Source organism: Janthinobacterium woesei (genome assembly GCF_051380875.1).
GTDB lineage: Bacteria > Pseudomonadota > Gammaproteobacteria > Burkholderiales > Burkholderiaceae_D > Janthinobacterium.
Genome location: NZ_JBNYXW010000003.1, coordinates 44,827 through 67,566, shown reverse-complemented (window position 1 = coordinate 67,566; position 22,740 = coordinate 44,827). Strand labels below are relative to the sequence as shown.

Annotated in this window: 21 protein-coding genes and 1 pseudogene; 17 read left to right on the top strand and 5 right to left on the bottom strand. The window is 61.1% G+C overall.

Going from position 1 to position 22,740, the window contains the following annotated elements:
* The first annotated feature begins 51 nt into the window (after window positions 1-51).
* The gene (locus tag ACQ4W6_RS03595; protein WP_436565817.1) at window positions 52-537 is read left to right on the top strand and encodes a hypothetical protein; all 486 of its coding nucleotides are present in this window, start codon (window positions 52-54) and stop codon (window positions 535-537) included.
* Between the two features lie 174 nt (window positions 538-711).
* On the opposite strand, the gene ACQ4W6_RS03590 is transcribed toward ACQ4W6_RS03595, so the two are convergent.
* Entirely contained in the window at window positions 712-1,287 is a 576-nt protein-coding gene (locus ACQ4W6_RS03590; protein WP_436565816.1) for a recombinase family protein, read from the bottom strand.
* A 277-nt stretch (window positions 1,288-1,564) separates the two neighbouring features.
* Between ACQ4W6_RS03590 and ACQ4W6_RS03585 the strand changes: the two genes are divergently transcribed.
* On the top strand, window positions 1,565-1,900 hold the full coding sequence (locus ACQ4W6_RS03585) for a hypothetical protein (protein WP_436565815.1): 336 nt from the start codon (window positions 1,565-1,567) through the stop codon (window positions 1,898-1,900).
* Window positions 1,901-1,931: 31 nt separating this feature from the next.
* Here ACQ4W6_RS03585 and ACQ4W6_RS03580 read toward each other — a convergent pair whose 3' ends face one another.
* From ACQ4W6_RS03580 to ACQ4W6_RS03570, 3 genes are all read right to left on the bottom strand, one after another.
* A complete protein-coding gene (locus ACQ4W6_RS03580) occupies window positions 1,932-2,159 on the bottom strand; it encodes a hypothetical protein (RefSeq protein WP_436565814.1) in 228 nt (75 codons plus the stop codon).
* A gap of 18 nt (window positions 2,160-2,177) precedes the next feature.
* Entirely contained in the window at window positions 2,178-2,432 is a 255-nt protein-coding gene (locus tag ACQ4W6_RS03575; protein WP_436565813.1) for a hypothetical protein, read from the bottom strand.
* A 290-nt stretch (window positions 2,433-2,722) separates the two neighbouring features.
* Entirely contained in the window at window positions 2,723-3,316 is a 594-nt protein-coding gene (locus tag ACQ4W6_RS03570; RefSeq protein ID WP_436565812.1) for a PEP-CTERM sorting domain-containing protein, read from the bottom strand.
* 642 nt (window positions 3,317-3,958) lie between these two features.
* Between ACQ4W6_RS03570 and ACQ4W6_RS03565 the strand changes: the two genes are divergently transcribed.
* The 11 genes from ACQ4W6_RS03565 to ACQ4W6_RS03515 all read left to right on the top strand — a co-directional run bounded on the left by ACQ4W6_RS03565 (window position 3,959) and on the right by ACQ4W6_RS03515 (window position 16,554).
* Complete coding sequence (locus ACQ4W6_RS03565) at window positions 3,959-4,090, top strand: hypothetical protein (protein ID WP_436565811.1); 132 nt, start codon at window positions 3,959-3,961, stop codon at window positions 4,088-4,090.
* Window positions 4,087-5,178, top strand: coding sequence for an aldose epimerase family protein (locus ACQ4W6_RS03560; RefSeq protein WP_436565810.1), 1,092 nt, complete (start codon window positions 4,087-4,089; stop codon window positions 5,176-5,178). Before ACQ4W6_RS03565 ends, ACQ4W6_RS03560 begins: the two co-directional genes overlap by 4 nt.
* 216 nt (window positions 5,179-5,394) lie before the next feature.
* Window positions 5,395-7,137: an IlvD/Edd family dehydratase gene (locus ACQ4W6_RS03555; RefSeq protein ID WP_436565809.1), complete on the top strand. Its 1,743-nt coding sequence runs from the start codon at window positions 5,395-5,397 to the stop codon at window positions 7,135-7,137.
* Window positions 7,138-7,149: 12 nt separating this feature from the next.
* Window positions 7,150-8,142, top strand: a complete 993-nt coding sequence (gene araD1 / locus ACQ4W6_RS03550; RefSeq protein WP_436565808.1) for an AraD1 family protein — start codon at window positions 7,150-7,152, stop codon at window positions 8,140-8,142.
* The gene (locus tag ACQ4W6_RS03545; protein ID WP_436565807.1) at window positions 8,139-9,716 is read left to right on the top strand and encodes an aldehyde dehydrogenase (NADP(+)); all 1,578 of its coding nucleotides are present in this window, start codon (window positions 8,139-8,141) and stop codon (window positions 9,714-9,716) included. The genes araD1 and ACQ4W6_RS03545 overlap by 4 nt, the downstream gene beginning before the upstream one ends.
* A 26-nt stretch (window positions 9,717-9,742) precedes the next feature.
* Entirely contained in the window at window positions 9,743-10,510 is a 768-nt protein-coding gene (locus ACQ4W6_RS03540) for an SDR family NAD(P)-dependent oxidoreductase (protein WP_436565806.1), read from the top strand.
* Window positions 10,511-10,862: 352 nt separating this feature from the next.
* Window positions 10,863-11,837, top strand: a complete 975-nt coding sequence (locus ACQ4W6_RS03535; protein ID WP_436565805.1) for an ABC transporter substrate-binding protein — start codon at window positions 10,863-10,865, stop codon at window positions 11,835-11,837.
* A 9-nt stretch (window positions 11,838-11,846) separates the two neighbouring features.
* The gene (locus ACQ4W6_RS03530) at window positions 11,847-13,388 is read left to right on the top strand and encodes a sugar ABC transporter ATP-binding protein (RefSeq protein ID WP_436565804.1); all 1,542 of its coding nucleotides are present in this window, start codon (window positions 11,847-11,849) and stop codon (window positions 13,386-13,388) included.
* On the top strand, window positions 13,385-14,470 hold the full coding sequence (locus ACQ4W6_RS03525; protein ID WP_436565803.1) for an ABC transporter permease: 1,086 nt from the start codon (window positions 13,385-13,387) through the stop codon (window positions 14,468-14,470). The genes ACQ4W6_RS03530 and ACQ4W6_RS03525 overlap by 4 nt, the downstream gene beginning before the upstream one ends.
* On the top strand, window positions 14,467-15,441 hold the full coding sequence (gene yjfF, locus ACQ4W6_RS03520; RefSeq protein ID WP_436565802.1) for a galactofuranose ABC transporter, permease protein YjfF: 975 nt from the start codon (window positions 14,467-14,469) through the stop codon (window positions 15,439-15,441). Before ACQ4W6_RS03525 ends, yjfF begins: the two co-directional genes overlap by 4 nt.
* A 171-nt stretch (window positions 15,442-15,612) precedes the next feature.
* The gene (locus ACQ4W6_RS03515) at window positions 15,613-16,554 is read left to right on the top strand and encodes a LysR family transcriptional regulator (protein ID WP_436565801.1); all 942 of its coding nucleotides are present in this window, start codon (window positions 15,613-15,615) and stop codon (window positions 16,552-16,554) included.
* Between the two features lie 8 nt (window positions 16,555-16,562).
* On the opposite strand, the gene ACQ4W6_RS03510 is transcribed toward ACQ4W6_RS03515, so the two are convergent.
* Window positions 16,563-17,828, bottom strand: a complete 1,266-nt coding sequence (locus ACQ4W6_RS03510; protein ID WP_436565800.1) for a DUF6445 family protein — start codon at window positions 17,826-17,828, stop codon at window positions 16,563-16,565.
* A 212-nt stretch (window positions 17,829-18,040) separates the two neighbouring features.
* Here ACQ4W6_RS03510 and ACQ4W6_RS03505 point away from each other — a divergent pair, with 212 nt between their 5' ends.
* The 4 genes and pseudogenes from ACQ4W6_RS03505 to ACQ4W6_RS03490 all read left to right on the top strand — a co-directional run bounded on the left by ACQ4W6_RS03505 (window position 18,041) and on the right by ACQ4W6_RS03490 (window position 22,690).
* The gene (locus tag ACQ4W6_RS03505; RefSeq protein WP_436565799.1) at window positions 18,041-18,970 is read left to right on the top strand and encodes a glycerophosphodiester phosphodiesterase; all 930 of its coding nucleotides are present in this window, start codon (window positions 18,041-18,043) and stop codon (window positions 18,968-18,970) included.
* Window positions 18,971-19,188: 218 nt separating this feature from the next.
* Window positions 19,189-20,214, top strand: a complete 1,026-nt coding sequence (locus ACQ4W6_RS03500; protein ID WP_436565798.1) for a LacI family DNA-binding transcriptional regulator — start codon at window positions 19,189-19,191, stop codon at window positions 20,212-20,214.
* On the top strand, window positions 20,214-21,701 hold the full coding sequence (locus ACQ4W6_RS03495) for a sugar ABC transporter ATP-binding protein (RefSeq protein ID WP_436565797.1): 1,488 nt from the start codon (window positions 20,214-20,216) through the stop codon (window positions 21,699-21,701). Before ACQ4W6_RS03500 ends, ACQ4W6_RS03495 begins: the two co-directional genes overlap by 1 nt.
* A pseudogene (locus ACQ4W6_RS03490) lies at window positions 21,682-22,690 on the top strand (ABC transporter permease). The gene ACQ4W6_RS03495 and the pseudogene ACQ4W6_RS03490 overlap by 20 nt, the downstream one beginning before the upstream one ends.
* Window positions 22,691-22,740 lie beyond the last annotated feature (50 nt).

The following is a 22,740-nucleotide window of genomic DNA, read 5'->3' as shown; positions in this document are numbered from 1 at the left end:
GGTGGGCTTCAATGCATTATCCGGTGAACAACTTTCACTGGGGCAAACTACGTGCGTGCAATCATTCTCATACCCTTGGCTGCTGCTGTTGGCCTTGGCGTTCTGGCGAGTCAGCAGGCGGCTACCATCAAGGATCAGAAGCAGCAGATTGCGGCTGCGAACGAACACATGGAGGCTGCATCTCTTTCATTGCAAGGCAAGTGTGCAGAACAGGCCCGAAAAATGTTCGTATCTCTGGGCTACCGTGAAGGCGGCATGGCTGCTTACGAAAACCACTATCAAACGAAGCTGAACAAGTGCATGGTGTTGCTTGAAAATCAAACGGTGTCACAGAAGACGGTTTACACGTTCAAGTACGTAATGGACGCCTTCGAGAACAAGAACTTCGGAGAGTACATTTGGCACACAGACGAGGTGAAGAAATACTGGGAAGTGCCGCCGATGAAGTGCAACGTGGTGGCCCTATCTGGTGAAAAACAAATCTGCCAGTCGGAAGATGAGTTCAGGAAACTGGCGGCGGCGTACATGAACGGGTAGGCGGGAAAAAACCTAAAAAAAATTCAAGGTTGGTCGGATCGCTTAACGGCCAGCCGGGGCCGTGAATTTCGACTGTGCCGCGTTCCAAATATCTTTGGAAGGCCGGAATGGGCCTGCTGGGCTGCGTGAAGCCTACACCACCACCGGCAAGGGCGGGGCGGGGCTGTCGAGGCGTCAGGCGGCGGCTTTCGCACCCGCTATGGCAGCGTACAGCGTGGCACGGCTAACACCGTACTCTTCGGCAAGGGCTGTCTTGCTCTCGCCTGCGGTGGCACGCTGGCAGATGGCGGCTACTTGGTTGGCTGACAGCTTCGCGTGGCGTCCCATGTGCGTACCGGCTTCACGGGCTTTGGCTTGGCCTTCGGCCCGACGTTCGTTAATCATCGACAGTTCAAAGGCAGAGACAGCGCCCAGCATGGTAAGGAGCATCTGGTTCATCGGGTTAGACTTGTCGCCGGTGAAGGTAAGCTGTTCTTTCTTGAAGGTGATGGTGATGCCCTTGTCCGTCAACTGCTTCACCAATGCCAGCAAGTCGGCAGTGTTACGGGCAAGGCGGCTAATCTCGTGAACAACTACGGTGTCGCCCTTACGGACATGAGCCAGCATCGCCTGAAGGGCGGGGCGGTTGGTGTCGCTACCGCTGCACTTATCGGTGAAGGTTTGATCGACTGTCACGCCGTCAAGCTGGCGTGCCGTGTTCTGACCAATCGAACTTACCCTGACGTATCCAACTGTCTGACCTGTGCTCATGCTGTGCTCCCTTGTTTGAATGTGTACAGCAAGTATATAAATCTTTATGGAAGATGTAAAGAAAGTCCTTTAGCATACTTGTTGGACAGTGTTCCTCCGGGCATGAGGTTGGTAAGCACGACCGTACGGAATGTATACCTTGTTGGACGGATGGTAAGTCATACTTTGGCGATTACGTTGGCAATTGTTCATCGTACAATGGATGCTCCGAAACAGCACTGGGAGCAAATGCATCAAGCCTAGTTGGTTGCAATATTGTTTTTCAACCGTCGTAGGCATGAGCGTGCTTGGCGCTGGCATTTATCTTTTTGAAGAACCCGGATGGAGGCAGTTACGGATTCGGAGATATGCCAAGAAGCTACGCACTCGCATTGGGCCGGTGGCGTCAACACTTGATGTTAAAACGTCAGTCCGAAACGATGAACGAGGCGTCGTTATTTATTACACCTTCACCGATGGCAATTTCGTGTCGCTGTCGGTCGGAGATGGCGGCTTCAATTACTTTACGCCAACTTGGAATCCCGGCTATGAAAAGAACACCGAAGGCTTGCCGTCACTTATGGCGGCAATCGAGGAAGAGTATGGAAGGGTTGAAGCCGTTGCTGGTAGGTGACGACCAATGCGGCGGCTATGGCAGATGACAGTCACTCGCCAAGTTCGGCGTCTAGTTCTGCCATCGTCTTCACTGGTGGGGCCGGGTAGCTGTCTGCATAGCCGTGGAAGCCGTACGTGTGCGTCAGGTCGTGCGCAACCTGTGCAGGGCTTCGGCGTATGCCACACTCGGCAAGGTGAAGGCGGATAGCTTCTACGTTTAGCTGGCGGTCAACCGCTGATTCGTAGATTCCGGCGATGTAGCGTGCTGCTGGTGTCATGTCAGTTCCTTTCTCGGATTAAAACGGACGATGGCCAGCGGCGAAGGCTGCATCATCTGCGGCCCGTTCGGCAGCTACAGCGGCTTTGTCGGCGGATACGGCGGCGAGGAAGCGGCTACGGTCGGAGGCTTCCGAAGTAAGTTTGTCGGCTTCGATGGCGAAGCTGTAGTTGCGGGATGTGAACACGAACGGGACGGAGAAGCCGTGCTGTAGAAGCTCGATTGTTGGCGCCGACAATTTTTTGACCCAAGCTGCCGATTTTCGGTGATCCATGTCCGTAGCCAGCAAACCCGCGTGCAGAAACGGTTCCAGAGGTTTGAGTTGGGTCAGTTGGAATCGGCAGCCTGGATCAATTTAACGTCGGCGCCAACAAAAGGGGGGAAATTCGTCTCGTTTTGGTCTAGACTTACTGCGGTAAGTAGGCCCACCGAACCAAATTCAGAGCGAGCAACGCGTGCACCCTCAGAGAGAGGTTCGAAGATTTTGAAATTAGTTATGCGTGGTTGCTTAGCGCCATGAAAAAAACCGCCTCGCGAGGCGGTTTTTTTATGCCGAAGCGACGCTCAGGCGGCGCGGCGGCGCGCCAGGCCGACCAGGCCCAGGCCGGCGAGCAGCATCGCGTAGGTTTCCGGTTCCGGCACGGCGCTCACTTTGAACGCGGCGATCGTGTTCGTGCTGCCGCCACCGGTCGACATCAGGCTCGAGCCACCCGCGTAGCCAGGAATGGCCAGGCTGGCCGGGTCGTACCAGCCCATGCGGTAGCTGCCGGCAGCCAGCGTCACGCCGCTGATGCCAGCGTGGACCAGGTCAACGCCATTGCCGATGTCGGTCAGCGTGTAGGAGCCAGCCGTGTTCACGTGCGAATAGAGCAAGTTCATCGAGTTGTCGTAGATCGTCACTTCGATGTTCCAGTTCGAACCAAAACTGTTACTGATGGCGAAATCGGTGCTCGACAAGGTCGCGCCGCTCGCCAGCGTGAAGGTGTCGATCATGTGTTGGCCCGCGCCGCAGTCGGAACACCAGCCGTTCACTAGCGGATTGGCGGCGTTGGCGAAAGCGTCAGAGACGAAAACAGGCGATTCGGCGTGCGCCGCGGCCATGGACAGGGAGCCCAGGCAGGCAGCGACGATGGCGGAGAATTTACGCAGGGTGATCATGTTCGTTCCTATCGTTATTGTGGGGGGTTTTTGCGAACTGAAAATTCAACAATACAGATGTAATAGCAAATTGTCTACTTATAATTGAAATTATGTTGCCCTAATGCAATAATTAGTTGCTAATTAAACATAGATTGTCATGACATTTGACTTGACCTGGGTCAGTTTTTGCACAGGTCAGAATGGGTGTATCTGGATTGGGGTTCTGCCGCGTGGCTGCTCGGCGGATTACTGGCGCTAGCGGCCGGCGTGGTGACGGCGTTTGGCAAGGGGTGGCGCCTCGGCAAACTGTTCCCCTGGAGGCGTGTGTTGGCGCCGACAATTTTTTGACCCAAGCTGCCGATTTTCGGTGATCCATGTCCGTAGCCAGCAAATCCGCGTGCAGAAACGGTTCCAGAGGTTTGAGTTGGGTCAGTTGGAATCGGCAGCCTGGATCAATTTAACGTCGGCGCCAACAATCGGCGCCAACAGGCTTGCAAGCTCCAAAGTGCTCCAAGCGCTGATATCGAAATTGATATCGAAACAGTGGAAAAATTGATTGGAGGGATTCTCACCCAGCCCCTAAGATAAACGCCGAGCATGCGCTCGACATGCGGCAGCAGAAAAAATATTAATACAATATCTGGAGATTCATGAAGTGCGATGCCAATCGTCGGTGATCCGTGGTGGAACCGGGAGCGCCATCTCTTTGTGAAGCCGTTGCGCTGGGATGCGCAAGGCATGGCCGTGTTTGGCCGTTCATCGACCCTGTCATCTTTGGAAGAGCGCCCATGACCCCTGTTACAGCTGTTTCCTGCGTCCCCACCTCCGCCAGCGTCACCCAGGCGCCGTTCGGCGTCTTGCCCGATGGCGCCCACGTCAGCGTGTTTACCCTGACCAACCGTCAGGGCATGCAAGTGAAGGTGCTCGATTTTGGCGCCATCATCAGCGAAGTGCACGTGCCGGACCGCGACGGTATCTTTGCCGACGTGGTGCTGGGTTTTGAGCGCATCGAACCCTACCTGGCCAACAGCGCTTTCCTGGGCGCCGTGATCGGGCGCTTCGGCAACCGCATTGCCGGGGGCCGTTTCAGCCTCGACGGCAAGGATTATCAATTGGCCGTCAACAATGCGCCGAATCACTTGCATGGCGGAAACCAGGGCTTTCACCAAGTCATGTGGCAGGCCGAGCCGTTCACCAGGCAAGACGCCGTGGGCATCACCTTCACGCGCAGCAGCCCTGATGGCGAAGATGGCTATCCGGGCCAGCTGGACGTTACCGTCGTGTACGAGCTGGACAACGACAATGCCCTGAGCCTGCGCTACCACGCCGTGACGGACCAGGCCACGCCCGTCAACCTGACCAACCACAGTTATTTCAATCTGGCGGGGCAAGGCGATATCCTCGGCCACGAGCTATCCATCAACGCGGACCGCTATACCCCGGTGGACGCCGGTTCCATTCCCACGGGCGAGCTGGCGGACGTGTCCGGCACGCCGTTCGACTTGCGCCAGAGCAGCGTCATCGGCGACAGCATTGATTTACCGCATGAACAGCTGCGCATTGGCCGTGGTTATGACCATAACTTTGTGCTCAATCAACAGGCCGGCCAGTTGCTGAACCTGGCCGCCAGCGTGCGCGAACCCGTTTCGGGCAGGATGATGGAGGTCTACACGCAGGAGCCGGCCGTGCAGTTCTATTCGGGCAATTTCCTCGACAGCAGCCAGCACGGCAAGCTGCGCGCCATCAGCTACCGCAGTGCCCTGTGCCTGGAAACCCAGCATTTCCCGGATGCGCCGAATCAGGCGCATTTCCCCAGCACCATCCTGCGCCCCGGCGAGGTGTATCAAACGGAAACCGTGTACCGCTTTTCCGCCGAGTAAATGACCATGGGGTCTGACCCGCCGGGTCAGACCCCCAGCATACGCCCTGCAGCCGCTCGCTCGCAGGGCGTTTTCATTACGGCATGCTGATATCGTTTTCGATATCGGAACGCATTAAAAATTGATTGGAAAGGCATGGCAGGATTCTTTAGTATCCCAACATCGCTGCCCGGGCCGACGACATTAGATCCGGCATGGCACAACCAGGAGAATTGCATGTCTGAGACAAAAAAGAAGGTAACCCTGCGCTCTGCCGAGTGGTTCGGTTCCCAGGACAAGAACGGCTTCATGTACCGCAGCTGGATGAAAAACCAGGGCATACCTGACCACGAGTTTCAGGGCAAGCCGATCATCGGCATCTGCAATACCTGGTCCGAACTGACGCCCTGCAACGCGCATTTCCGCCAGCTGGCCGAACACGTCAAGCGCGGCATCCTGGAAGCGGGCGGTTTCCCCGTGGAATTCCCTGTCTTCTCGAACGGCGAATCGAATCTGCGCCCGACGGCCATGCTGACGCGCAACCTGGCATCGATGGATGTCGAGGAATCGATCCGCGGCAACCCGATGGACGCCGTGGTGCTGCTGGTCGGCTGTGACAAGACCACGCCGGCATTGCTGATGGGCGCGGCCAGCGTCGACATCCCCACCATCGTCGTCAGCGGCGGCCCCATGCTGAACGGCAAGCTCAATGGCAAGGACATCGGTTCCGGCACCGCCGTGTGGCAGCTGCACGAACAGATGAAGGCCGGTTCCATCACCCTGCACCAGTTCATGTCGGCCGAATCGGGCATGTCGCGTTCGGCCGGTACCTGCAACACCATGGGTACGGCCTCGACCATGGCCAGCATGGCTGAAGCGCTGGGCACGTCCTTGCCGCACAATGCAGCCATTCCCGCCGTCGATTCGCGCCGCTACGTGCTGGCGCACATGTCGGGCATCCGCATCGTCGAAATGGTGCACGAAGATCTGCGCCTGTCGAAAGTGCTGACGCGCGAAGCATTTGAAAACGCCATCAAGGTCAACGCCGCCATCGGTGGTTCGACCAATGCCGTGATCCACCTGAAAGCCATCGCCGGACGCATCGGCGTGCCCTTGGAACTGGAAGACTGGACCAAAGTGGGCCGTGGCACGCCGACCATCGTCGATCTGCTGCCGTCGGGCCGTTTCCTGATGGAAGAGTTTTACTACGCGGGCGGCTTGCCGGCCGTGATACGCCGCCTGGGCGAGGGCGATCTTCTTCCGCACAAGAATGCGCTGACCGTCAACGGCAAGTCGCTGTGGGACAACTGCGTCGAAGCGCCGATCTACAACGATGAAGTGGTGCGCACGCTGGACAACCCATTGCTGGCCGATGGCGGCATTTGCATGCTGCGCGGCAACCTGGCGCCACGCGGCGCCGTATTGAAACCGTCGGCCGCCTCGCCGCACCTGATGCAGCACCGTGGCAAGGCTGTCGTCTTCGAAGATTTTGAGCACTATAAATCGCGCATTCTTGATCCGGATCTGGATGTCGATGCCAATTCCGTGCTGGTGATGAAAAATTGCGGCCCGAAGGGCTATCCGGGCATGGCCGAAGTGGGCAACATGGGCTTGCCGCCGAAACTGCTGGCGCAGGGCATCACCGACATGGTGCGCATCTCGGATGCGCGCATGAGCGGCACCGCCTACGGCACCGTGGTGCTGCACGTGGCGCCAGAAGCCATGGCGGGCGGCCCGCTGGGCATCGTGCGCGATGGCGACATGATCGCCCTCGATTGCCACGCCGGCAGCCTGAATATCGACATCAGCGACGCGGAAATCGCCGAGCGCCTGGCGGCCCGTCCCCTGGGCAGCGCGCCAGGACCGAAGAGCGGCTACCAGCAGTTGTATATCGAACACGTGTTGCAGGCCGATGAAGGCTGCGATTTCGACTTCCTGGTCGGCAATCGCGGTTCCGCCGTGCCGCGCCACTCACACTAAGGGGTGACTCTCATGCTGTTGCTGCAATTTACGAATAAAGATGGCGGCCGCCTGGTCGGCCTGCTGCAAGACGGGCAGATCCGCGTCATCGAAGGCTACAACACGACGTATGCGCTGGCGCAAGATGCCATCGGCAAGAAGGTCAGCCTGTTTGACCTGGTGAACGCCAGCGTCGGCAACACCACGCATGCCTATGAGGACGTGGCCAGCAGCGGGCGCCTGTTGGCGCCGTTGGACCATGCCGACGAAGCGCATTGCTACGTGACGGGCACGGGCCTGACCCACCTGGGCAGCGCCGGCGCGCGCGACGCCATGCACAAGAAGATCGGCGGCGACGCCGAGTCCTTGAGCGACTCCATGAAAATGTTCCGCATGGGCGTGGAAGGCGGCAAGCCTGCTGCCGGCACGGCAGGCGCCCAGCCGGAATGGTTCTACAAGGGCGACGGCTCCATCGTGCGCGCTGGCGGCCAGCCGCTGCGCATGCCGGACTTTGCCCTGGACGGTGGCGAAGAGCCGGAAATCGCCGGCCTGTATGTGATCGGCGACGACGGCCAGCCGTATCGCGTCGGCTACGCCATCGGCAATGAATTCTCGGATCACATCACGGAACGCCAGAATTATCTGTACCTGGCCCACTCGAAGCTGCGCGTCTGCAGCGTCGGCCCGGCGCTGCTGGTGGGCGAATTGCCCGCGCATATAGCTGGCGCCTCGCGCGTGCTCGATGCGGCCGGCAATGTGCGCTGGGAAAAGGCCTTTGTCAGTGGCGAGCATAATATGTCGCACACGATTGCCAACCTGGAACATCATCACTTCAAATACCCGCTGTTCAAGCGCCCTGGCGACGTGCACGTCCACTTCTTTGGCACGGCGACATTAAGCTTTGCCGATGGCGTCAGCGTGCAGCCGGGCGAAACCTTTGAAATCGAAGCGCCCGCCTTTGGCCCCGCCCTGCGCAACCGCCTCGAAATCTTCCCAACCGAATTTGCGAAAGTGAGCACATTATGAGCTTCAATATCACCGGTGATGCACTGATCGGCGGCGTTGCCGTCAAGGGCAATGGCGGCTCCTTCGAAGCCTGGGACCCGGCCGCGCGCGCGCATATCGCGCCGGCCTTCCACATGGTTGACGTAGCGCAAATCGACGCCGCTTGCCGTCTGGCACAAACTGCGTTTGACCCGTTCCGCGCCACCTCGGACGCCGAACGCGCCGATTTCCTGGACACCATCGCTGCGCAAATCCTCGAACTGGGCGACGATCTGATCGTGCGCGCCATGACGGAAAGCGGCTTGCCGCGCGCGCGCCTGGAAGGCGAACGTGGCCGCACGGTCGGTCAGTTGAAACTGTTCGCCGGCTTGCTGCGCGAAGGTTCCTGGACCGATGCGCGCATCGACAGCGCCTTGCCGGACCGCGTGCCGCCGCGTCCTGACTTGCGTTTGCGCATGATCGGCCTGGGCCCCGTCGCCGTGTTTGCGGCGAGTAACTTCCCGCTGGCCTTCTCCGTGGCCGGCGGCGATACGGCCTCGGCCCTGGCCGCCGGCTGCCCCGTCGTGCTGAAAGCCCACTCGGCCCACCCGGGTACGTCGGAACTGGTGGCACGCGCGATTGTCAAAGCCATCGACATCTGCAAGCTGCCAGCGGGCGTGTTCGCCTTGCTGACCGGCACGGGCAATGGCATCGGCCAGACCCTGGTGGCCCATCCGGCCATCCAGGCCGTGGGCTTTACGGGTTCGCGTTCGGGCGGCATCGCCTTGATGCAGGTGGCGGCGCAACGTCCACAACCGATACCCGTGTATGCGGAGATGAGCAGCATCAACCCCGTGTTTGTGCTGCCGCAAGCGCTGGCCGCCCGTGGCGCCGCCATTGCCAGCGGTTTTGCCGCTTCGCTGACGATGGGCGTGGGCCAGTTCTGCACCAATCCCGGCCTGGTGCTGGGCTTGGCCGGCGCTGACTTTACCGCTTTTGCCGCTGCCGCTGCCGAAGCGCTGGCGCCGGCGCCGGCCGCCACCATGCTGACGGCTGGCATCGCCAGCAGCTATGCCAAGGGCGTGGCCGCCTTGGCGCAACACGCCGACGTCAAGCCGCTGGTGCAAAACACGGGCGAAGAAGGCAAGGGCGCCGCCGCCCTGTTCGTCACCTCGGGCGAGGCGTTTTTGGCCAAGCACGACTTGCGCGACGAAGTCTTCGGCCCGGTCTCGCTGCTGGTGGCGTGCCGCGATATCGAACAATTGCTCGCCATCACGGAAAGCCTGGAAGGCCAGCTGACGGCTACCCTGCAAATGGATGCGGGTGACCTGGAAGATGCGCGCCGTTTGCTGCCGGTACTGGAGCGCCGTGTGGGCCGCATCCTGGCCAACGGTTTCCCGACAGGCGTGGAAGTGTCGACGGCCATGGTGCACGGCGGCCCGTTCCCGGCCACCTCGGACGGCCGCAGCACCTCGGTGGGCACGGCAGCCATCAACCGCTTCCTGCGTCCCGTGTCTTACCAGAACCTGGCGCAGGACTTGCTGCCGGAAGCGCTGCGCGACGATAATCCGCTGTGTATCTGGCGCCGCCAGGACGGCGTGCTTGGCAAGATTTAATCAAAAAATAAACAGGTGGAGACAAGATGAAGCAATTGGCGAAATATGGCAGCTTGCAGGGCAAGCGCGTGTTCATCACGGGTGGCGGCAGCGGCATCGGCGAATCCCTGGTGGCCGAATTTGCTGCCCAGGGTGCATTGGTGGCGTTTGTCGATATCGCCGTCGAAGCCAGCGAGGCCCTGTGCCGCCGCCTGGCAGAGGGTGGCTTGATGGCGCCCTTGTTCCGCCATTGCGACATCACGGATATTGCCTCGCTGCAAGCAGTCATGGCCGAACTGGCTGACAAGCTGGGCGACTTCGATATCCTCGTCAACAATGCGGCCAATGACCAGCGCCACCAGACGCAAGACGTCACGCTGGAATACTGGAACGATCGTATTGCGATTAATCAACGCCCGATGTTCTTTACCTGCCAGGCTGTTTTAGAGGGCATGAAGCGCAAGGGCGGCGGTTCCATCATCAACGTCAGCTCGATTTCCTGGCACGCGAAGTCGGGTGGCTACCCCGTGTATGCCACCACCAAGGCAGCCGTCGTCGGCTTGACGCGCGGTTTGGCGCGCGATTTCGGCGCGCACAATATCCGCGTCAACACCGTCACGCCGGGCTGGGTCATGACGCAGCGCCAGATCGACCTGTGGGTCGACGATGCGGCGGAAGTGGAAATCAAGAAAAGCCAGTGTCTGCCGAGCAAGCTGATGCCGCAGGACATCGCCGCAATGGTGCTGTTTCTCGCCTCCGATGACGGCGCGATGTGCTCCTCCCAGGAGTTTATCGTCGACGCCGGCTGGATTTGATAAAGCGGCCAGGGCGTTATTGCCCTGGCCGCTTTGCCGGGCGCGGATTTTCCGCTGCCTGCCTCCTTGTTTAAAGCACGGCGCGTGCGATGAGCAAGACTTCTTGTGCAAGATCACACCGCTCAAGGGCCAGCCGTTGACATGTACGGCGCTGCAACTGATGCCGTCTTTCCGCCTGGGCTACTCAAGCTGTCGCAAGCCACGGATACACAAACCGATACACAAACCGATATCGCAAGCGAAAAAGAATTGATTGGATGGCTATGTTGCTTTCTTCTACCATGGGTTCATAAAAAACCGCCCATCCGCCGTCCGGCTGTGATGGTATTCCAATAAAAACTGGAGACAAAGAATGAAATTGAGCCGCCGCACCCTCCTCGCCAGCGCCATGCTGCTGGCCTTTTCCGCTACCACTTTCGCTACCTCGTCCGCCTTCGCCGCCAAGCCCCTCGTGATGGGCTTTTCGCAGGTAGGCGCCGAGAGCGAATGGCGCACCGCCAATACCGTCTCCATCAAAGATGCCGCCAAGAAAGATGGCGTCACCCTGAAATTTGCCGATGCGCAGCAAAAGCAGGAAAACCAGGTCAAGGCGCTGCGCTCCTTCATCGCGCAAAAAGTCGACGTGATCGCCTTTTCGCCAGTGGTGGAGTCGGGCTGGGATACCGTCTTGCGCGAAGCCAAGGCTGCCAAGATTCCCGTCATCTTGACGGACCGTGCCGTCAATGTGGCTGATAAATCGCTGTATGTGACCTTCATCGGCTCGGACTTCGTGGAAGAGGGCCGCCGCGCCGGCCAATGGCTGCTCGAGCACGCCAAGAAAACCCCGGATGCGACCCTGAACATTGTCGAACTGCAAGGCACGGTCGGCTCCGCGCCCGCTATCGACCGCAAGGCGGGCTTTTTGGAAGTGGTCGGCAAGAATCCGAAGCTGAAGATCATTCGCTCGCAAACGGGCGACTTCACGCGCGCCAAGGGCAAGGAAGTAATGGAAGCGTTCCTGAAGGCGGAAGGCAAGAAGATTAACGTGCTGTACGCGCATAACGATGACATGGCCATCGGCGCCATCCAGGCCATCGAAGAAGCGGGCTTGAAACCGGGCAAGGACATCATCATCATCTCGATCGATGGCGTCAAAGGCGCATTCGAAGCCATGATCGCCGGCAAGTTGAACGTTACCGTGGAATGCAGCCCGCTGCTGGGTCCGCAACTGATGTCCATCGCGCGCGATGTGGTCGCTGGCAAACCCGTGCCGGCCCGCATCACCACGGTGGAAGGCGTGTTCCCTGCCGAGGTGGCCGCCAAGGAATTTCCTAACCGTAAGTACTAAGCTTGCCGCATGATGAATACGCAAGCGCATCAAACGGCCGCGTCAGCTCCCTTGCTGGAGTTGCGCGGCATCAGCAAGTCCTTTCCTGGCGTCAAAGCCCTCAGCAATGTTGCCCTGCGCCTGTATCCGGGCGAAGTGCATACCCTGATGGGGCAAAATGGCGCCGGGAAATCGACCCTGATCAAGGTGCTGACGGGCGTCTACACGCCTGACAGCGGCCAGATTTTGCTCGATGGCAAGCCCATCGCCCCGGCGTCCACCTCGGATGCGCAAGGGCTGGGCATCAGCACCGTGTACCAGGAAGTTAATCTGTGTCCGAACCTGTCGGTGGCGGAAAACATCTTTATTGGCCGTTACCCGCGCCGCTTTGGCGCCATCGATTGGCGTTCCATGAAGCAACAGGCGCGTGCCCTGCTGCAGCAATTGCAGATCGATATCGATGTTACGGCGCAATTGTCCAGCTTTCCGCTGGCCATCCAGCAAATGGTGGCCATTTCCCGTGCGCTGAACATTTCGGCGCGCGTGCTGATCCTCGACGAACCCACGTCCAGCCTGGACGAGGCGGAAGTACACCTGCTGTTTTCCGTGCTGCGCCGACTGCGCGAGCAGGGTATGGCGATTCTGTTTGTCACGCATTTCCTGGAGCAGACGTACGCCATTTCCGACCGCATCACGGTCATGCGCAATGGCGAGCGCGAAGGCGAATATGCATGCAGCGAACTGTCGCGCCTGGCGCTGGTGAACAAGATGATCGGCGTGGCGGCTGACACCCTGGCGCAGGAAGATGATCTGGCGCAAGAAGCGGGCGCGGCCAGCTTCGGCGCCAATGTGCTCGAAGCCACGGGACTGGGCCGCAAGGGCGCCTTGCGACCCATGGATTTCCACATCCGCCAGGGCGAATTGCTGGGCCTGGCCGGTTTGCTGGGCTCGGGCCGCACGGAACTGGCGCGCCTGCTGTTTGGCGCCGACAAGGCCGATTCCGGTAGCATCGTGATCAAGGGCAAGCCGCGCCACTTCAGCGTGCCGCGCGAGGCGATTGCCCTCGATATCGGTTTTTGCTCGGAAGACCGCAAGCACGAGGGGGCGATTTTGTCGCTGTCCGTGCGCGAAAACATCATCCTTGCCTTGCAGGCCCGCACGGGCTTGCTGCGCGCCATCCCGTTCAAACGCCAGCAGGCGCTGGCCGACGAGTACGTCAAGGCGCTGGGCATCAAGACGGCCAGCATCGAGACGCCGATTGGCAGCTTGTCGGGCGGCAATCAGCAAAAAGCCTTGCTGGCGCGCTGGCTGGTGACCGCGCCGAGCATGCTGATTTTAGATGAGCCCACGCGCGGCATCGACGTGCGCGCCAAGCAGGAAATCATGCGCTACGTCAGCAAGTTGTGCCGCAAGGGCATGTCGATCCTGTTCATCTCGTCCGAATTGCCGGAAGTGCTGCGCTACAGCGACCGTATCGTCGTCATGCGCGACCGCAAGGCTTGCGGCGACTATGCGCGCGGCGAGCTCGACGACAGTTCCGTGCTGCAAGTGATCGCCGGAGAGTCAGCATGAGCCTGTCTACACCGTCCAGCGCGCCGCCTGCGGCGCGTCTGGTCTCCACCACGGATTCCTCCATTTTGCATACCGTTTTGCATCAACCCCTGAGTCGCCCCCTGGGCGCGCTGTTTTTGCTGCTGCTGGTGGATTTTTTCGCTATCCCCGGATTTTTCCATCTGGAAATTCGCGACGGCCATCTGTACGGCAGCGTGATCGACATCGTCAACCGCGCCGCGCCATTGATGCTGGCGGCGCTGGGCATGACCCTGGTCATCGCTACGCGCGGCATCGACATTTCCGTGGGCGCCGTCGTGGCCCTGTCCGGTACGGTGGCCGCCATGCTGATCGGCGGCACCATGGTGATGGAGCAGGGCGTGCCCACGTATGTCAGCAGTCTTCCCATGGGCTGGGCCTTGGCGGCAGCCCTGGGCGCGGCCCTGCTGTGCGGCGCCTGGAATGGCGTGCTGGTGGCGGGCCTGGGCTTGCAGCCCATCGTCGCCACCCTGATCTTGATGGTGGCTGGCCGTGGACTGGCGCAATTGTTGACGGATGGACAGATCGTCACCGTCTACTACCAGCCCTTCTTTTTCATCGGCAGCGGCTACCTGTTCGGCTTGCCGTTCTCGCTGTTCCTGGTGGCGGCCGTGTTTGTTATCACTGCCGTGCTGATGCGCAAGACGGCCCTGGGCTTGTTCATCCAGGCCGTCGGTATCAACCCCGTGGCGGCGCGCCTGGCCGGCATCAAGACGGCCACCCTGATTTTCTTCGTCTACGTGTTTTGCGCGGCCTGCGCTGGCTTGTCGGGGCTGATGATCAGCTCGAACATCAAGAGCGCCGACGCCAACAACGCGGGCCTGATGCTGGAACTCGACGCCATCCTGGCCGTCACCCTGGGCGGCACGTCATTGGCCGGCGGCAAGTTCAGCCTGGTGGGCAGCATGATAGGCGCGCTCATCATCCAGACCCTGACCTACACCATCTATTCGCTGGGCGTGCCGCCGGAAGTGAACATGGTCGTCAAATCGGTCGTCGTCTTCCTCGTCTGCCTGTCGCAATCGTCGCAATTCAAGCAATTGCTGCAACGGAGAAAAGCATGAAGGGCTTGCTGCACACCCCGTATTTCACCTCGCTCGTCACCGTCTTGCTGCTGGTGGTGATGCTGGGCCTGGGCGGCGCCGCCTACCCGGGACTGCTGTCCACGCAAGTGATCTTTAACCTGTTGATCGATAATGCCTTTTTGCTGGTGATCGCGGTCGGCATGACCTTCGTGATTGTCTCCGGCGGCATCGACCTGTCGGTCGGCTCCGTGCTGGCCCTGTCGACCATGATCGCTGCCTGGCTGCTCAACGTGGCGCACTGGCCGCCGATGCTGGTGATCGCCACCGTGCTGGCGCTGGGCGCCGTGTTTGGCGGTGGTATGGGCGCGCTGATCCATTACTTCAAATTGCAGCCGTTCATCGTGACGCTGGCCGGCATGTTCCTGGCGCGGGGCCTGTGCTATTTGATCAGCATCAATTCCATCACCATCGCCGACCCGCTGTTCGTCGCCATGTCGCAGACGCAGCTGCAGTTTCTGGGCGGCTTCGTCTCGCCCGGTGTGGTGATTGCCGTGGCTACCTTGCTCTTGGCCATCTGGCTGGCGCACGCGACACCATTCGGCCGCGCCGTGTATGCAATCGGCGGCAATGAACAGTCGGCGCTGATGATGGGCTTGCCCGTGGGCCGCACCAAGGTGCTGATCTATGCGTTCAGCGGCTTTTGCGCCTCGCTGGGCGGCGTGCTGTTTGCGTTCTACATGCTGTCCGGCTATGGCTTGCATGCGCAAGGCACGGAACTGGACGCCATCGCTGCCGTCGTCATCGGCGGCACCTTGCTCAGCGGCGGCTACGGCTACGTGGCGGGCGCCCTGTCGGGCGTGCTGGTGCTGGGCACCATCCAGACCCTGATCGCCTTCGACGGCACGCTCAGCTCGTGGTGGACCAAGATCGTCATCGGCGGCCTGTTGTTTGTCTTTTGCGTCGTGCAAAGACTGATGGCCATGGGCCAGAAAAATACCAACGGGAGCTAGTACGATGATTAGGCAAGGCAAACTTGCCGCAGCCATCGGCATGGCGGCAGCGCTCGCCTGAATACAAGCCAGCCTGCCCCCCTTCGCCACACGCACAAAAAAGGAGACACACCGATATCTATAATATCGATATTGAATTAGAACCGATATCGATCATGATATGATTTATTCATGGATACCCTCAACCCCAACTGGTTCTTGCGAGCCCGCCTGAAGACGCGGCAATTGCTGCTGTTGATCGCCCTTGACGAGCAGCGCAACATCCATCGCGCGGCGGAAGAATTGCACATGACGCAGCCGGCCGCGTCCAAGCAAATCAAGGACCTGGAAGAGATGCTGGACGTGCGCCTGTTCGACAGGTTGCCGCGCGGCATGGAGCCAACGATCTTCGGCGAGACGATGATACGCCACGCGCGCATGGCCCTGAGGAGCCTGTCGCTGGCGCATGACGATATCGTCGCCCTCAAGTCGGGCCTGACGGGCCAGGTGGAAGTGGGGGTCATCATGACGCCGGCCATGGCGCTGCTGCCGCGCGCGATTGCCCGCATCAAGCAGCAGGCGCCTTTGATGCGCATCGGCGTGCACCTGGAGCACAGCAATACCTTGATGGATATGCTGCAGCACGGCAAGCTCGACTTCATGATCGGGCGCATCCTGGAAAAGGAAAGCAGCGCCGGACTGATCTACGAAGAATTGACGGAAGAGCCGGTCAGCGCCGTGGCGCGCAATGGCCATCCTTTGCTCTCGCGCAAGAATTTGCAATTGAAGGACCTGGCGGGCCAGCCGTGGATATTGCCGCCGCAAGGCAGCATCCTGCGCCACCGCTTCGACATGATGTTCCGCCGTGCAGGGCAGGAGCCGCCCGTGGACGTGGTCGACACCACCGCCTTGCTGTTGATCACCTCGTTGCTGCAGCAAACGGACTCGCTGCACGTGATGCCGACCGAAGTGGCGCATTACTACGCCTCCCTCAACGTGCTGAGCCTCCTGCCCATCGAGCTGCCGTGCAAGATGGATGCCTTCGGCATCATCCGCCAGCAAGACCATCTGTTGTCGCCAGGGGCGGATATGCTGTTGAAAGCGGTGCGCGCCACGGCTACAGACATGTATTAGTCCGGTACTTAATCGGGCACTTCAAAGAAAAACAGCTGCACCAGCCGGCCATTTTCCGGCGTGTCGCCAAACACATTGCTGATCGAGTGAAAATAGTGTCCCTTGTACACGATCAGGCGGTTGTGGCGCATGGGCACTTCCAGCAGCGCTTGCCAACTGTCGCGCTGTTCCTGTAAGTCATTGAATTTCTGCACTTTACTGTTCGGCAGCCAGCGCTTCTGGAAATCCTTGAAGCTGGCATAGCCGCCCGCCTTGACGTCCGCATCAAGCAGGCGCCGGTACCAGCCGGAAGGCTGGTGACGCCAGAAGGTGGTGCCGCCCTGGCACTGCTCGGGCGGGTTCAGATACAGCACGCCCGCATAGAAATTGAAGTTGCTGCCTGTCTCGTTATCCACATGGATATCCGTGCGCGCCATGGCGTCGGCATAGCTGAGGCGGTAGGAGCCGTTGTCGGGCGAGCTGAAACGGACGGGGCGGCCCAGCGCCGTGGCGATGCGCTCCATGATGGCCTGGCAAGGCTGGCCATCCGTCTGGCTGCCCGGATAGTTTTGCCCCGCATAGCGCTGCTGCTCGAATGGCAGGGCCAGTGCCTGCGCGCGCCAGGCGGCGGGGTCGGGCAGGAAGTTGTCGAGGATGTGCAGATCTGTTTCGCGCAGGAAGTCGCGCAATGCATCGGCCACTTCCGGCACGCTGACCCGTTCGGGGCTGTCTGTGCTCGGGCTGGCAAAGCCGATGCGGCACGTTTGCGCCAGCGCAGGGTGCAGTGCCAGGCCTTGCGCGTAGCGCGCCAGCGCCAGTTCCTGCTGGCCCGTGCGGTAATACAGCTGGGCCAATCCCTGCAGGGTTTGCCAGCGCTGCGGGCGCAAGGCGTGGGCACGCTCCAGTTCGGCGATGGTTTCCGCCAGCCGTTGTTTGCCCATCAGCAATTCGGCGTGAAGAATGGCGAAATCGTGTTCATCCGGCGCCAGCCGCGCCGCCGTGGCGTAGCTGGCCAGCGCCGCTTCGCTGTCGCTTGCGCGCAGCACATTGCCCAGGTTGTAGTGGAACAGGGCGTTTTCCGGCTGTTGCTTGAGAGACAGTTTCAACAGGCCCAGGCCGATGGTGGCCTGGCCCAGTTCCAGCATGGCCAGGCCCTGAAAATGCTGGGCTTCGGCCAGGCTTGGCGCCAGTTTATACGCGGCCTGGTAAGCATTGATCGCCTCGATCAGCTTGCCCGCCTGCTGCAACCGTTGCCCGTTGGCCAGATGTTGTTCCGCCAGTGTATGTTCGCCCATGTCTCAGATCCCGATGCAATGTGGCCAACAGTGTAACCGAGCCCCTTCTGCAATGCAGCGCTGGCGGGAATTTCTTCCCCGTTCAGCTTGATCGCCACCTCGACGATCTGCGCCTTGAACTGCTTTCGGCCTGCTGTTCTCGCTGCGGGGCGCCAGCGTCGTATTATGGCGGCTGGCGGCACGCCGCATTCATGTATTGCAGGGAATTGACTATGCTTATCATCCGCAACAAAAATAAGGCGGCCGCACTGGCCTTGCTGTTGAGTATGTTCAGCGCGTCTGTACAGGCCGATTGCCTGGGCATGAAGGTGCACGCCCACCGTGGCGCGGGCTATGCGGGGGCCGGCAATGCGCCGGAAAATTCGCTGAGCGCCCTGCGCAACACGTATTTCGGCACCTGGGACGGCGTCGAGACGGACTTGCAGCTGCTGGGCGACGGCAACTGGGTGGTGCACCACGATTTACTCACGGGCCGGGTGGTCGATACGGGATCGCCCCGCACGGTGAAGCAATTGACGGCCGACGACTGGCGCGCCGCCAGCATGAAGCAGCACGGCGTGCTCACGCCGGAAACGCCGCCCTTCGTCAGCGATATCGCCGGCCTGGCGACAGCCTTTCCGCATAAAACCCTGAATGCGGAAATCAAGGATGTCGTGCCCTCGTGCGCACCGATCAGCGCACTGGTGGCGCAGTTGCGCGGTGGCATCAAGCATGGCAACTGGTTCCTGACCTCGGGCGTGCCGAACAACCTGGCCTGCGCACGCCGCGCCGACCCGCACGGCTATCTGGGCTTGCTGGTGTTGGAGGCGCGCCATGCGCAGGCGCAGGCCGGCGCGAAGGGGGGCAGCCGCTTTATCGCGAAAAACGCCCGCGCGCCCAAGCTGGACAAACCCTGGCTGCAGCGCGTGCAACAGCAGATCGGCATGCCCGTCGGCGTGCACGTCGATGCGCGCAGCCTGGACGCCAATCCGAATTTGCTCAGCGACGCGGCCAGCCTGGACATGCCCGTCTTCGTCTACGCCGTCGATGGCGATTCGGCCCTGGCCGCTTCCTTGCTGCGCGCGCAACAGCGCAGCCACCGCTGGCCCAGCGGCGTGATTCTCGATGGCAACCCGGAAACGTTTTGTTCGATGATGCAGTAGTCCCCCTGCTGCCGCCACCACGCCGCCATGCCACGGTGGCGGCCATTTCCCCACGGCGCGCCGTTTTGCCGTGCAGCAGACGCCTTCCCAGCCCCGCGCACAGGCAGGTTTTACGGCTTCCATGGTAACTTTTTTTGCGCATTGCAGCATCGATAATGTTTGCATCGGGCGGTCGGCTGGTTTATAAATGTAATCGATTACATTTTTTTCAAAACCCCATGCCGCCAGCCATTCCTTCTCACGCACCGCCAGAAACCGTCTCCATCAGCGCCGTCGCCGCGCATGCGGGGGTGTCGGTGGCGACCGTCTCGCGCGTCATGAACGAGCAGAGCGGGGTGCGGGCGCCCACGCGCGAAAAGGTGCTGGCGTCGGTCGCCGCGCTGGGCTACCGCATGAACCATCTGGCGCGCAGCCTGCGCACGGCCGAGAGCCGCATGCTGCTCACCATGGTGCCCGACGTGGGCAACCCGTTCTATGCGCAGATCGTGCGCGGCATCGATACGGTGGCGCGCGAACACGGTTACTTTGTGCTGCTGTGCGATACGGGCGCCGATGCGGGCCGCGAGCGCTCGTATTTCGACTTGCTGCGCATGCACCGCGCCGATGGCGCCATCTGCCTGGACCCGGATACGGTGCAGCATGCCTTGTCGCATGAGTCGGCCAGCCTGCCGTGGGTGGCTTGCTGCGAATTCGACCCCGGCGTGGCCGTGCCGTATGTGGGTATCGACAACCACCGCGCCGCGTCCGACGCCGTCGCGCATTTATTGTCGCGTGGACACACGCGCATCGGCCTGATCAATTCGGATGAGCGCTATCTGTATGCGCGGCAACGCCAGCAAGGCTACCTGGACACCCTGGCGGCCGCCGGCCTGCCTGCGCAGCCGCAGTGGGTGCACACGGTGCAAAGCCTCGATTACGCGGCCGGCACGCAAGCGGCGCTGGACATGATGGCCCAGCCCAACGCGCCCACGGCCATCTTTGCCGTCTCCGACACCCTGGCCATCGGCGTCCTGAGCGCGCTGCGCCAGTTGGGCAAGCGCGTGCCGGAAGACGTGGCCGTCATCGGTTTCGACGATATCGCCATTGCCGCGCAGATCGCCCCGGGCCTGACCACCATTGCCCAGCCGATGCGCGAACTGGGCGAGACGGCGGCGCGCTTGCTGCTGCAGCGGCTGGCGGACCCGGCGGCAAGCGTGCCGGGCGTGCTGCTCAACCATCATCTGGTCTTGCGAGGGAGTGCATAGTGAGCGTTGCCGTTGGTTTTGAGGGGGTTTGCAAGGATTTCGGCCCCGTGCGCGTCTTGCATGGCGTCAGCTTTACGCTGGCGCCAGGGCGCGTGTATGGCTTGCTGGGCGAAAATGGCGCCGGCAAGTCGACCCTGATGAAAATCCTCGCAGGCTATGAAAGCGTGAGCGAAGGGCAGTTGCTGATCGATGGCCAGCCGCAGCGCTTTACGAGTTCGCGCGCGGCCGAAAATGCCGGCATCGTGCTGATCCACCAGGAATTCAACCTGGCCGAGCACCTGACGGTGGCGCAAAACATGTTCCTGGGCCACGAAAAGACCCGTGGCTGGCTGCTGGACGAGGCGGCCATGAAGGACGAAGCGTCGCGCTACCTGCGCCAGGTGGGGCTGGAGGTATCGCCCGACACCAGGATTAGCGACTTGATTGTTGCCGAGAAGCAGCTTGTGGAAATTGCCAAGGCCCTCTCGCGCCGCGCCCGCTTTTTGATCATGGATGAGCCCACCGCTACCCTGACGTCGTCGGAGACACAGCGCCTGTTCGCCGTGATGGCGCAGCTGAAAGCGGACGGCGTCACCATCCTCTACATTTCCCACAAGCTCGATGAAGTCGAGCGCAATACGGACGAGGTCATCGTCATGCGCGATGGGCGTTTCGTCACGCGCGAGCCGACGGCCAGCCTCACGCGCCAGCAGATGGCGAACCTGATGGTGGGGCGCGAATTGTCGGACATGTTCCCCGCCAAAGTACCGCTGGCGCCCGATGCCCCGCTGCTCCTGAAAGTCGATGGGCTGTCAGTGCCAGGCTGGTCGAAAGACCTGTCCTTCGAGGTGCGCGCCGGAGAAGTGCTGGGCTTTGCGGGGCTGGTGGGCGCGGGCCGCACGGAATCGTTCGAGGCGCTGCTGGGCTTGCGCCCGCGCAATGCAGGCACGATCACGCTGAACGGCAAGCAGGTGGACATCCGCACGCCCCGTGAAGCGATGCAGCACGGCATGACGTACCTGAGCGAAGACCGCAAGGGCAAGGGCTTGCACGTGAACCTGGGGCTGCGCGAAAACCTCACCATGATGACCATGGAGCGCTATGCGCGGCCCTGGCTCAATGTCACGGCGGAGAAGGCGGCGCTGGCCAAGGCCGTCGGGGATTTCAATATCCGCACGGGCGACCTGGACAGCCGCGCGCGCATGTTGTCTGGCGGTAACCAGCAAAAGCTGGCGCTGGCCAAATATCTGCACTCTGACCCGCGCGTCATCGTGCTCGATGAGCCGACCCGTGGCGTGGACGTGGGCGCCAAGCGCGATATTTACTTTTTGATCCACCGCCTGGCCGCCGAAGGGCGCGCCGTGATCGTGATTTCATCCGAACTGATCGAATTGATCGGCCTGTGCCACCGCGTCGCGGTGATGCGCGCCGGTACCCTGCAAGCCACCCTGGCTGCTGACCACCTGACCGAAGAGGAGTTGATTGCCCATGCAACCGGCACGCACTGACACCACTGTTTCCCCGATTGCCAGACTGGGCGCGCGCATCAAGGGCTTTGGCCCCGTGCTGGGCTTGATTGCCCTGTGCATCGCAGGTACCTTGCTCAACGGCGATTTCGCCACCCTCGACAATCTGATGAACGTGCTCACGCGCACGGCGTTCATTGGCATCATCGCCGTCGGCATGACCTTCGTGATTATCTCTGGCGGCATCGACCTGTCCGTCGGCTCCATGGCGGCGCTGATCGCCGGCTGCATGATTTACTTCATGAATGCGCTGGCGCAAGGAGCGGGGGGGGAATCTGGCGCCGATGACCATGCTGGTGCTGGGCATTGCCATGGCCCTGGTGCTGGGCGCCGGATTTGGCCTGATGCATGGCCTGTTGATTAGCAAGGGCAATATCGAGCCCTTCATCGTCACCCTGGGCACCTTGGGCATCTTTCGCGCCGTGCTCACTTACCTGGCCGATGGCGGCGCGCTGACGCTGGACGCCACCCTGTCCGAGCTGTACAGCCCTGTGTATTACACCAGCGTGCTGGGCGCGCCGATCCCCATCTGGATTTTCCTGATCGTCGCGGCGGCGGGCGCCATCATATTGAACCGCACCACGTTTGGCCGCCATGTGCAGGCGATTGGTTCCAACGAGCAAGTGGCGCGCTATGCGGCCATCAATGTCGACCGCGTGAAAATCGCCACCTACATGCTGCTGGGCGTGTGCGTGGGCATCGCCACCGTGCTGTACGTGCCGCGCCTGGGTTCGGCCACGCCGACCACGGGCTTGCTGTGGGAACTCGAAGCCATCGCCGCCGTCGTGGTGGGCGGCACGGCCCTGAAGGGTGGCGAGGGACGCATCGTCGGCACCGTGATCGGCGCCATCCTGCTGTCCGTGATCAGCAATATCCTGAATTTGACCAGCATCATCAGTGTCTACCTGAATGCCGCAGTGCAAGGCGTGGTGATCATCGCCGTCGCCTTCCTGCAGCGAGGCCGCAAATAAAAGCATAGCGGCGTTCTGAAAGGGCAGCCAACGGGCGCCCACAACCTTGG